The 12,110-nt window shown below is 64.7% G+C and carries 8 protein-coding genes and 1 pseudogene; 7 read left to right on the top strand and 2 right to left on the bottom strand.

Annotated elements, in window-relative coordinates; all coding sequences use genetic code 11:
* Positions 1–32: 32 nt before the first annotated feature.
* Positions 33–2,495 (bottom strand): heavy metal translocating P-type ATPase, encoded by a 2,463-nt coding sequence (locus tag Q7T45_RS22255; protein ID WP_304873623.1) that lies wholly within the window; start codon positions 2,493–2,495, stop codon positions 33–35.
* A 54-nt stretch (positions 2,496–2,549) separates the two neighbouring features.
* Between Q7T45_RS22255 and Q7T45_RS22250 the strand changes: the two genes are divergently transcribed.
* From Q7T45_RS22250 to Q7T45_RS22220, 7 genes are all read left to right on the top strand, one after another.
* Complete coding sequence (locus Q7T45_RS22250; protein ID WP_304873621.1) at positions 2,550–2,825, top strand: metal-sensitive transcriptional regulator; 276 nt, start codon at positions 2,550–2,552, stop codon at positions 2,823–2,825.
* 593 nt (positions 2,826–3,418) lie between these two features.
* On the top strand, positions 3,419–5,101 hold the full coding sequence (locus tag Q7T45_RS22245; RefSeq protein ID WP_304873620.1) for an efflux RND transporter periplasmic adaptor subunit: 1,683 nt from the start codon (positions 3,419–3,421) through the stop codon (positions 5,099–5,101).
* 12 nt (positions 5,102–5,113) lie between these two features.
* A complete protein-coding gene (locus Q7T45_RS22240; protein ID WP_304873618.1) occupies positions 5,114–8,248 on the top strand; it encodes an efflux RND transporter permease subunit in 3,135 nt (1,044 codons plus the stop codon).
* Positions 8,249–8,298: 50 nt separating this feature from the next.
* Positions 8,299–8,664, top strand: a complete 366-nt coding sequence (locus tag Q7T45_RS22235; RefSeq protein ID WP_304873616.1) for a hypothetical protein — start codon at positions 8,299–8,301, stop codon at positions 8,662–8,664.
* Positions 8,665–8,730: 66 nt separating this feature from the next.
* The gene (locus Q7T45_RS22230) at positions 8,731–9,222 is read left to right on the top strand and encodes a cupredoxin family protein (protein ID WP_304873614.1); all 492 of its coding nucleotides are present in this window, start codon (positions 8,731–8,733) and stop codon (positions 9,220–9,222) included.
* A gap of 181 nt (positions 9,223–9,403) precedes the next feature.
* Positions 9,404–10,843 carry a multicopper oxidase family protein gene (locus Q7T45_RS22225; protein ID WP_304873613.1) on the top strand — a complete coding sequence of 480 codons (1,440 nt, stop codon included), beginning with the start codon at positions 9,404–9,406 and terminating at the stop codon, positions 10,841–10,843.
* A 13-nt stretch (positions 10,844–10,856) separates the two neighbouring features.
* Complete coding sequence (locus Q7T45_RS22220; protein ID WP_304873612.1) at positions 10,857–11,543, top strand: DsbA family protein; 687 nt, start codon at positions 10,857–10,859, stop codon at positions 11,541–11,543.
* 19 nt (positions 11,544–11,562) lie between these two features.
* On the opposite strand, the pseudogene Q7T45_RS22215 reads toward Q7T45_RS22220, so the two are convergent.
* Positions 11,563–12,110: pseudogene (locus Q7T45_RS22215) on the bottom strand (lipo-like protein); the annotation flags it as partial.

The raw sequence follows: 12,110 nt of genomic DNA, 5'->3' as shown, positions 1-12,110 counted from the left end.
GAGTACGGCTGCCGGCGGCCCGGTCAACTAAATTACAAACGGGTCACGCGCAATCGCAATGCGTTGCCGACCACGCTCACTGACGACAGCGCCATGGCCGCGGCGGCGATGATAGGAGACAGCAGCAGGCCGAACGTCGGATAGAGCACGCCGGCGGCGATCGGGATACCGGCGGCGTTGTAGATGAACGCAAAGAACAGGTTCTGCCGGATGTTGCTCATGGTGGCCTGCGAGAGCCGGCGGGCGCGAACGATGCCGCCGAGATCGCCGCCCAGCAGTGTGATGCCGGCGCTCTCCATCGCGACATCGGTGCCGGTGCCCATGGCGATGCCGACTTCGGCTGCGGCGAGCGCCGGGGCGTCGTTGACGCCGTCGCCGGCCATGGCGACGATCCGGCCGGCCTTCTGCAGCTTTGCCACGACGGCGCTCTTCTGATCCGGCAGTACTTCGGCCTCGACGTCGGTGATGCCGAGTTGCCGCGCGATGGCGTTGGCGGTGGTGCGGTTGTCGCCGGTCAGCATGATGACCTTGATGCCCTCGGCGGCGAGCGCCTTCAGCGCATCCGGCGTCGACGGTTTCACCGGATCGGCGATCGCGAACAGGCCGGCCAGCCGGCCGTCGACCGCGATGTTGATGACGGTGGCGCCGTCGCCGCGCAGGCGTTCGGCCTGCTCATTCAGGGATTGGCTCTCGACACCGAGCGACGACAGGAAGCTGGCATTGCCAAGCAGCACGGTCTTGCCGTCGACCTTGCCGGTCGCGCCCTTGCCGGTCGGCGAGTCGAATTCCTCCACCTTGCTCACATCGAGATTTTTTTCCTTCGCCGACCGCACGATGGCGTCGGCCAGCGGATGCTCGCTGGCGCGCTCGACGCTGGCGGCGAGCCGCAGGATTTCGGTCTCGTCGAATCCCGCCGCGGCAACGATCGCAACCACCTTCGGCTTGCCTTCGGTCAGCGTTCCCGTTTTGTCGACCACAAGCGTGTCGACCTTTTCCATGCGCTCCAGGGATTCGGCGTTCTTGATCAGGACACCGGCCTGCGCGCCGCGTCCGACCCCGACCATGATCGACATCGGGGTGGCGAGGCCGAGCGCGCAGGGGCAGGCGATGATCAGCACGCTGACCGCGGCGACCAGGCCGAACGCCATCCGCGGCTCTGGTCCAAACCAGGCCCAGGCGGCGAAGGCTATGATCGCGGCCACGATGACCACCGGCACGAACCAGCCGGACACCTGATCGGCCAGCCGCTGGATCGGCGCGCGCGAGCGCTGCGCTTCCGCCACCATCTTCACGATCTGCGACAGCAGCGTGTCGCGCCCGACCTTGTCGGCGCGCATCACGAAGCCGCCGGACTGGTTGAGCGTGCCCGCGATCACTTTGCCGCCGGCTTCCTTGGTGACCGGCATCGATTCGCCTGTGACCAGCGATTCGTCGAGCGAGGAGCGGCCCTCGAGAATGATGCCGTCGACCGGCACCTTTTCGCCCGGCCTGACCCGCAGATGATCGCCGACCTGCAGGCTGTCGATCTGCACCTCATGATCGGCGCCGTCATCGCCGATGCGGCGCGCCGTTTTGGGCGCCAGTTCGAGCAGCGCCTTGATCGCGCCGGAGGTCGCCTCGCGGGCGCGCAGTTCGAGCACCTGACCAAGCAGTACCAGCACGGTAATGACGGCCGCGGCTTCGAAGTAGACCGCCACCGCGCCGCCATGGCCGCGAAACGCGGCCGGGAAGATGCCGGGCGCGACGGTGCCTATGACGCTGTAGACATAGGCGACGCCGGTGCCCATCGCGATCAGCGTGAACATGTTGAGATTGCGCGTCACCAGCGATTGCCAGCCGCGCACGAAGAACGGCCAACCCGCCCACAGCACCACGGGCGTCGCGAAAACCAGTTGAATCCAGTTCGACAGGGTCGGGTCGACCCAGCCGTGACCGCCAACCAGGTGGCCGCCCATTTCCAGCACGACGGCGGGCAGCGCCAGCACGAGGCCGATCCAGAACCGCCGCGTCATGTCGGCGAGTTCGGGATTGGGTGGTGTATCGAGGCTGGCCACTTCGGGCTCCAGCGCCATGCCGCAGATCGGGCAGCTGCCGGGACCGACCTGGCGAATCTGCGGATGCATCGGGCAGGTGTAAACAGCGCCTTCCGGCGCTTGGGTCTCTTGGGCCTTCGGCTTGTTGCCGCCGAGATAGGCTTTCGGGTCGGCGGCGAATTTGGTGCGGCAGCCGGCCGAGCAGAAATAATGGGTTTTGCCTTCGTGATCGAACCGATGCTTGGCGGTCGCGGGGTCGACCGTCATGCCGCAGACGGGGTCGCGCACGGTCGCGCTGCCGTGCGCATGGTCCTGATGGGCATGATCATGGCCGGCGTGATCGTGGCTCCCGCCACAGCAGCCGGGTTTTGCCGCTTCCGCGGCCGGAGCTGCCTTGGATGAACAGCCGCAGCCGGAACTCTTTGTGGCATCGCCTGTATTAGCCTTCATGGCGTCGGTCATCGCGTTTCTCCACCGGGGCTTGCAACCCATACCCTGTAGGGGTATATAGACCGCATGCGAAAAGACATCAAGACGTCGTGTCAAAAGCGTTTGAGCCGGATCGAGGGCCAGGTCCGCGGCCTGTCCAAAATGGTCGACGAGGATCGCTACTGCATCGACATCGTCACGCAGATTTCGGCGGTGCGGGCAGCGCTTCGGCGCGTCGAGGAGGAAGTGCTCAAGGACCATGTATCGCATTGCGTCGAGCATGCGATCACCAGCGGCAACAAGGCCGATCAGCGGGAAAAGATCGCGGAATTAATGGCCGTGATCGGCCGGTCCGATCGGTGATCAAGATCACGGTTTTGACCATGCATTTACCGCAATTTGAACCGCTGTTCCTTTCGCTCGAACCGTATGGTAATAGCTGCGCATGACTTCGACCGGCACACTGTTGCGGATGATTGGGGCGGCGATCCTGTTGATCGCCGTTCAATTCGCGTCGGTCGCAGCCAACGCCCATGTCGGTCATGGACACGTGCCTGATGGGCACCATGTTCAGGCGCACCATCAAGGACATGGCACCGCCGCCGGCATTGCCCATCCGGTTTCCTCCAGCGAAGCCGCGCGAACCCAGCCTGCCGCGCAAGCCGAGGCGGCCGTCCAGAATGCGCCGGGCGCGCAGCCTTCATCCTCCGACGCCTGCGTGATGGGCTGCTGCGGATGTACGGGGTGCTGCGCAGCCGCGCTGGTGGTGGCTTCGCCTCACCTTCCGCCCAAGGCCTGCTCGCCGCGCATCGGCTTTGCGCGCGCACCTTCCGTGCCCGGAATGGACCCAAGAGGTCTGCGCAAACCCCCTCGATCTCTCGCCTGAATAACGACATCCCCGCGGTCCTGCCCCGGCAGGTATCTGCGCGAGCTTCTCGTCAGGTGAGGATTTTCCAATGCGCTCCTTGTTTCGTGCCGTGCTTTGCGCGGCGGCTCTTGCTTCCTTTTCCGGAAGCGGATCGTTGCTGGCCCATGACGGTCACGACCATGGCGCGCCGCCACCGGCACCAGCAGCGGGCTCGAATCTCGCGCCTCGCATGGAAGCCGTCTCGGAGCATTACGAGCTGGTCGCGATCGCCCGTGGCGGCGATCTCGTCATCTACCTCGACCGCTTTGCGACCAACGAATCGGTCGACGGCGCCAGCATTACGGTCGAGACACCAGCGGGCCCGGAACCCGCGCGCGCCGTGGCGAACGAGCCTTACCGGCTGAGCGCGCCCTGGTCCGCCAAACCGGGTTCCCATGATCTGATCTTCACGGTCAGCAAGGACGGCATCGACGACGTGCTGGCCGCGACGCTGATCATTCCGCCGGAAGATCCGGGCGCAAAGGCCGCAACGGCTTCGCTGTCGGACATCGCAGGCGGAATTCGCGAGCTTTCCTCTCGCACGATCCCGACCGCGCTGATGGCCGGGCTCGGAGGCTTTGCCGCGGGCATCGTCGTCATGACCTTGATGTGGCGGCGGAACCGGCCCGCGATGATCCTCATCCTCGCCGGGATGCTCGCCATGTTCGTTGGCGCCGCGCGCGCCCATGACGGCGATGACCATGGCGCGTCAGCCAATTCGAACCCGACGGTGCGCGACCTGGCGCAGCGGCTGCCCGACGGCGGCGTATTCGTGCCCAAGAGCATCCAGCGAATCCTTGCCATCCGCACCGTAAGAATCGAATCGGCGGCGCATCGCGCCGCGCTGGAATTGCCGGGCCGCATCATTCCCGATCCGAACGCCAGCGGATTCGTTCAATCGTCGGTCGGCGGGCGGCTTTCGCCGCCACCGAACGGCTTTCCGCGGCTGGGGACACCGGTCAGGAAAGGCGATGTCCTCGCTTACATGACGCCACCGCTGCAGGCGATCGACGCCTCCGACATGCGCCAGCGGCAAGGCGAACTCGACCAGCAGATTACCATCGTGGAGCGCCGGCTGGCGCGCTACGAAACGCTGGTGCCGAGCGGCGCCATCGCCCGCACCCAGCTGGAGGATACACGGACGGAGCTGCAAGGCCTGAAGGAACGGCGCGGATCGCTGGACAAGTCGCGCCGCGAACCGGAAGAATTGATCGCGCCGGTGGACGGCATCGTGGCCGAAGGCACCGCCGTCGCCGGCCAGATGGCGCAATCGAACGCCGTCATCTTCCATATCGTCGACCCGACCCGGCTGTGGGTAGAGGCGCTCAGCTATGACTCGCTTCCCGGAGTCCAGAGCGCGGTGGCCCGGCTGAGCAACGACCGCACTTATCCGCTCGCTTTCCGCGGCGCCGGTTTCGCCGGCCGCAATCAGTCGATCCCGGTTCAGTTCGCGGTGCAGGGCGACGTCGCGGGCCTGCGCGCCGGGCAATTCGTCACCGTGCTCGCCACCACCGATGAGGAAAAGACCGGTTTTGCGGTTCCCCGGGCCGCACTGGTGCGCAACGCCAGCGGCCAGGACGTGGTCTACGAGCATGTCGCGGCGGAACGTTTCGAGCCGCGCCCGGTGCGGGTCGAACCGCTCGACGGCGATCGCGTCTTCATTGCCACCGGGCTCGCCGCGGGCAAGCGCCTTGTGGTTCAGGGCGCCGAGCTGCTCGGTCAGGTCCGCTGAAGGGAACGCCAGATGTTTCGCTTTCTCGTCACACAGTCGCTGCGCAATCGCCTGATGGTGCTGGCGGCCTCAGCCGTTCTGGTGCTGCTCGGAATCTTCAGCGCCAGCCGGCTCCCGGTCGACGTATTCCCTGATCTCAACAAGCCGACCGTCACCATCATGACCGAATCCGAGGGCCTGGCGCCCCCGGAAGTCGAGCAGCTGGTCAGCTTTCCCATCGAAACCCAGATGAACGGCGTTCCCGGGGTGACGCGGGTGCGCTCGGTTTCCGGGGTCGGGCTCTCGATCGTCTATGTCGAGTTCGACTGGGGCACCGACATCTACCGCAACCGTCAGCAGATCGCCGAGCGGCTTTCCCTGATCAGGGCCCAGCTGCCGCCGAACGTGGTCCCGCAGATGGGGCCGATCAACTCGATCATGGGACAGATCGTGCTGGTCGCGATGACCAGCGACAAGGCGTCCGCGATGGAAGTCCGCGAGGCCGCCGACTTTACCCTGCGCCCGCGGCTGCTCTCGATTCCGGGCGTCGCCCAGGTCATTCCGATCGGCGGCGAGGTCCGCCAGTATCGCGTCGCGCCAAATCCGCCGGCGCTGCGCAGCCTTGGCGTCACCTATGAGCAGGTCGAACAGGCGCTGACGCAGTTCGGCGTCAACACCGGCGGCGGCTTCACCGACCAGCATTCGCGCGAATATCTGATCCGGAACATCGGACGAACCACCAATCTGGACGACCTTCGCAGCGTGGTGGTGGCGCAGGTCAATGGCGGGCCGGTGTTTCTGCGCCAGGTCGCGACCGTCGAGTTCGCGCCCAAGGTGAAGCGCGGCGAGGCCGGCTACATGGGCCAGCCGGCCGTCATCGTCTCGGTCGAGAAGCAGCCCAACGTCGATACCATCGCACTGACGCGCGAGATCGAGCGGGCCCTGAAGGAGATCACCGCGGCGCTGCCGCAGGGCATCAAGGCCGACCAGATCGTGTTCCGCCAGGCCGACTTCATCGAGACGTCGATCCGCAACGTCGAACAGGTGCTGATGGAAGCCGGCCTCGTCGTCGCCATCGTGCTGTTCGCATTTCTGCTGAACTGGCGAACCACGGTGATTTCGCTGACCGCGATCCCGGTCTCGATCCTGGCCACGGCCACGATTTTCTACTTCGCCGGATTATCCATCAACACCATGACGCTGGGCGGTCTCGCCATCGCGCTCGGCGAACTGGTCGACGACGCCGTGGTCGATGTCGAGAACATCTTCAGGCGCCTGCGGGAAAATCGCGCGCTGGAACATCCCCGGCCGGCATTCGACGTGATCGTATCGGCCTCGCAGGAAGTCAGATCCGGCATCGTCTATGCGACGGCGATCATCGTCCTGGTGTTCGTGCCGCTGTTCGCGCTGTCGGGAATTGAAGGCCGGCTGTTCGCCCCGCTGGGCGAGGCCTATATCATTTCGATCCTCGCCAGCCTCGCGGTCTCGATCACGCTGACGCCGGTGATGGCCTACTACATGCTGCCGCAACTGAAGCGCCTGGATCATGGCGACAGCGCCCTGGTTCGCGTGCTCAAGCGCGGCAACGCAGCCCTTCTCGATCGTGCCTTTCGCCATCAACGCGCGCTGATGGCCGTCACGGTGCTCGCCGTGACAACAGCGGCGATCGCCGCCTCGCTGCTGCCGCGCGCGTTCCTGCCGCCCTTCAACGAAGGCACCTTCACCATCAACATGCTTTTCAATCCGGGCATCTCGCTCGCGGAATCCAACCGGGTCGGCCTGATTGCCGAGCGCATCCTGCTGGAGGTGCCCGAAGTTAAGACCGTCGGGCGCCGGACCGGGCGCGCCGAACTGGATGAGCATGCCGAAGGCGTGCATTCCTCCGATCTTGAAGTGAACCTCAAAACTTCCTCGCGGACCAAGGCGGATGTGATCGCGGAGATTCGCTCGCGGCTCGCGGTTCTTCCGGCCTCGATCAATGTGGGCCAGCCGATCTCGCATCGGCTCGATCATCTGCTGTCCGGGGTTCGCGCCGAGGTGGCGCTGAAGATCTTTGGCGACGATCTGGACGCACTGCGCGCGTCGGCGGAAGCCATCCGTATCAGGATGGCCGGCATCCCCGGGATCACGGATCTGCAGGTTGAAAAGCAGGTGCTGATTCCGCAGCTCGAAATCCGGGTCGATTACGGCCGCGCCGCGCTCTATGGCGTGCAGCCCGCCATCGTCATCGAGCAGCTCAGCCGGCTCTCGAACGGGCGGATCGTGTCGCGCGTCGTCGATGGCTATCGCAGGTTCGATGTCACCATGCGGCTACCTGACCGTCTCAGGACCACGCAAAGGCTGGGAGATCTGCTCATTGAAACCCCGGCCGGATGGATTCCGGCGAGGCAGCTGGCCGACATCAAGGAAACCGAGGGGCCGAATCAGATCTTGCGCGAGAACGGGCGCCGTCGCGTGGTGGTGCTGGCCAACACCACCGGCACCGCCGACATGACGAAAATCGTCGAATCGATCCGGGAGGTGACCGCGTCGACCAAACTGCCTGAAGGATTTTACACCCGGCTCGAAGGCACGTTCCGGGCGCAGGAGGAAGCCAGCCGGACCATCGGGATTCTCTCGCTGCTGTCGCTGTCGCTGGTTTTCGCCATTCTCTACAACCGCTATCGCTCGGCGCTGTTTGCCCTGATCGTGATGGGCAATGTGCCGCTCGCCCTGATCGGGGCGGTGATCGCGCTCTGGCTGACGGGCCAGCCGCTGTCGGTCGCGTCCATGGTCGGTTTCATCACCCTGACCGGGATCGCGGCGCGCAACGGCATCCTGAAAATCAGCCACTACATCAACCTGGCGCTGCAGGAGGAAATGCCGTTCGGACGCGACCTGGTGGTTCGCGGCAGTCTCGAACGGCTGACCCCGGTGCTGATGACGGCGCTGGCGGCGGGCGTCGCACTCGTTCCGCTGCTGATCGATGCGGCCACGCCCGGCAAGGAAATCCTGCATCCCGTGGCCGTCACGATCTTCGGCGGCCTCATCAGCGCGACGCTGCTCGATACGTTTCTCACGCCGGTGCTGTTCCTGCGGTACGGAGAAAAGCATCTCGAACGCCTGCGGCGGGACGCCGCCGCGCTGCGTGATCCCGCGCACGGACCATCGCCGGCCGAAGCCTTCTAGACCCAGCCCCATAAACGCAGCCCTCTAAACTCAGCCATGGAGAAACAAAGATGTACGCAAAATTTCTGTTGATCGGAGCCCTGCTCGCCTCGGCCGCTTCAGCCTGGGCTCATGACGCCAAGGGAACGCATGGCGGACGTATCGCCGATGCGGGAGCCTACCACGTCGAAATGGTCGTGAAGTCCGACACCGTCGACGTGTTCATCAGCGATCAAAGCGAAAAGCCCGTTGCGGCATCGGGCTTCAAGGGAACGGCGATCCTCGTGGCCGGCGGCAAATCCCAGCGTGTGGTGCTCGCGCCCGTCGACGGCACCCGCCTTTCGGGCCGTGCTGCGGCGGCGTTGCCTAACCAGCCCAAGGGGGTCGTGCAGCTGACGGGTCCCGACGGCAAAACCAGTCAGGCGAAATTTGACTGAGATCAAACCGGCCGACGATCGAGTCGACACGGTACGAGGCAGCATGAGACGCGAAGGAATTGAGAGATGATGAATTGGACCAAAAGCGGGATCGCACTAATCGCCGTAACGCTGCTTTCAGCCAACGCCTGGGCAGGCGAAGGGCCGTCCGGGCACAGCCATGGCCACGGCCAATCCTTTTCGGCCGGCGAGCCGGGCAATCCGAAGAAACCGGCAAGGATCGTCCAGGTGACGATGGGAGAGTCGGACGGGAAGATGGTGTTCGTTCCGGAACGGCTGGAGGTCAAGAAGGGCGAACAAGTCAAATTCGTGCTGCGCAACAACGGCGAGCTCGAACACGAATTCGTGCTGGCCAGCACCGTGGACAATCTCAAACACGCCGAGGAAATGAAAAAGCACCCGGACATGGCGCATGAGGAGCCGAACGGAAGGCAGCTCGCGCCGAAGAAGACCGGCGAGATGGTCTGGAAGTTCACCAAGGCCGGAGAGTTTGAATTCGCCTGCCTGATTCCCGGTCACCGCGAAGCGGGAATGACCGGAAAGATCGTCGTCAAGTGATCGAATTCGACAACCGGCGCGGCAACACGAGTGCCGCCGTTCAGCGCGCCCCTTGATCTAGCTCAACGGGGGACAACGGAATCGGAGGCTGACTATGGCATCGTTCTCATTCAGGTCCGGTCAAATGATCTCCCGTCGAGGCGTCTTGTTGGGAGCGACGGCAACAGGCGCAGCACTTCTCATGGCGTCGCGGTCAGGTTTGGCTGCCGCCGGCCGCTTTGCCAACCCGCTCAGGATTCCGCCGCTGCTCGAGGGGGTGCCCGGAACTGACGGGAAGGTCTACGACCTCAATGTGACTTCCGGGAAGTCCGAGTTCCTTTCGGGAATCTCGACCCCGACACTCGGAATCAACGGTGCCTATCTCGGCCCGACGATTCGCTGCCGCGCCAACGACCGTGTCACGATGCGGGTCAGGAACAGCCTGACCGAACCGACCACGTTGCACTGGCATGGCCTGCACCTGCCGGCGGCCAGCGACGGGGGCCCGCATCAGGTGGTCGAACCCGGCACGGTCTGGGAGACCTCGTTCGCCATCAAGCAGGCGGCATCGCTGTGCTGGTATCATTCGCACCTGATGGAGCAGACCGGCGAGCAGGTGCTGCGCGGCCTTGCCGGCCTGTTCCTGATCGAGGACGAGCCGAGCAAATCGCTCGGGCTGCCCACGGACTATGGCGTGGACGATATACCGCTCGTCATCCAGGACCGCCGGTTCGGCGCCGACGGCAGCTTCGACTATGACCTGACGATGCACGACGTCATGATGGGCTACAAGGGCAACGTCGTATTGGTGAACGGAACGGCCAATCCGCACGTCGTTCTGCGCCGGCAACGCACGCGCCTGCGCATCCTCAATGGCTCGAACTCGCGCATCTACACGCTCGGACGTGATGATGGCGTGGACCTTGTCGTGATCGGCTCGGACGGAGGCCTGCTGGAGCAGCCGGAGCGACTGCGTCGGGTCCGGCTCGGGCCGGGCGAGCGGGTCGAGATCCTGCTGGACATGCAGAGCAATCAATCGGTTCGAATGATGAGCTACCCCGACCGGGTCGCGGCCGGCGGCATGGGCCCGGGCATGATGATGGGCGGCATGTCGGGCAACAGCGAGACGCTTCCGATTATCGAGCTGCGCGCGGAAAAACTGGAGAGTTCGGATCTGTCGCTCCCCGAGCGGCTGATTCAGGTTCCGGGCTGGACCGCGGCGCAAGCGGCGCGCACCCGCACCTTTTCGCTAGACATGCCGATGATGGGCATGGGGGGGATGATGGGCGGCGCCGGGATGGGGGGCGCGATGGGAATCAATGGCCGCGCCATGGACATGGGCCGCATCGACGAGCGGGTTGCGCTGGGCAGCATTGAAATCTGGCGGATCAGGAACACGAGCCCGCTGGCTCACCCGTTTCATATTCACGGCGTCCAGTTTCGCACCCTCGATCGCAACGGCCGGCCGCCGCTGCCGCACGAGCGGGGCCTCAAGGACACCGTGCTGGTCGATCCCGATTCGACCGTCCGGGTCATCACCGAATTTTCCGACTTCGCCGATCCCAGGCGTCCCTACATGTATCACTGCCACATCCTGGAGCACGAGGATGCCGGGATGATGGGCCAGTTCGTGGTGGTGTGAGGAGTCGATCTGAATGAGCGTCGTCAAGGTTTCCTATTTCTCGGATGTCTTGTGCATCTGGGCCTATATCGCGCAGGCGCGCATCGATGCGGTCAAGGAAAAGTTCGGCGATACGGTCGAGCTGGACCACCGCTTCTGCTCGGTGTTCGGCAACACGCCGCTCAAGATTCCCACGACATGGCGGGACAAGGGCGAGTATGCCGGGTTCAACGCGCATCTTCGCAACGTGGCGCTGCAGTTCCCCCATGTCGAGCTTCATCCGGACGTCTGGCTGACCACGCGCCCGCCGACCTCGACCAGCGCGCATCTGTTCATGACCGCCGTCCGGCAATGGCAGCATGAGCGGGACGGCGAAGGCGAGGCGGCAGAGACCGTCTTCGACGAGGTGCTGTGGGCGTTCCGTTGTGCGTTCTTCCGCGATTGCCGCGACATTGCGCGCTGGGATGTTCAATGCGAACTGGCGGAGGCGCTGGGCGTCGATATCGCCGCGATCGAACGGCGCATTCACGATGGCACGGCCCATGCGAGGCTGGCGTCCGACTATCAGGACGCCGACAAGATGCGCATCGAGGGCAGCCCGAGCTTCGTGCTGAACGAGGGGCGGCAGAAGCTCTACGGCAATGTCGGCTTTCGCATCATCGAAGCCAACATTCAGGAATTGTTGCGGGCGCCGGCGGGCGAGCAGGCCAGCTGGTGCTGAACGCTGGACAGGCGGCGTCCTACGCCACCAGCTCCAGCGTCCGCTGGCGCGGCCTGGCGCGGCGTTCCGGCACATATTCGACGATCATGTAGTGCTCCGACACCGTGACGCGTTCGACCAGCGCCGCATCGGCGGCAGCCGGCGTCACTTCCGCAACCGGACGCGGCGCTTCCTGGTCAGCCGTTTCAGGAACAAGCGGCGGCGATTCGATCTGTTCTGGAAAGATACCGAATTCGCCCGCTACCTCCGGGAGCGGCTTCTGCTTGTCGGCCCAGTGCAGGGCGGTGTAGTCGAAGCCTTGCACGATGGTGGGTTTGACGACTTCGAAATAGGGCGAGATGTCGAAATCGCGCGGCATGTACAGCGACGAATCGCGGATGTGCAGGATCTCGCGCCGGGCCTGTCTCGAGCCGGCGCGGGTGATCTTGGGCAGGATCGGATAGCGCACGGCGTCGAACGCCTGTGCGATCAGCGCCGAGCAGATGATCTTGGTGGGATCGCCGGAACCGAATGCGATCATCCGCCGTCGCCAGCGCTGCGGGATCGGCAGCGGAAACAGAAAACGCA

The organism is Bradyrhizobium sp., from assembly GCF_030646015.1.
Taxonomy (GTDB): Bacteria; Pseudomonadota; Alphaproteobacteria; order Rhizobiales; family Xanthobacteraceae; genus Bradyrhizobium.
This window is presented reverse-complemented; position numbering and strand designations above follow the sequence as displayed.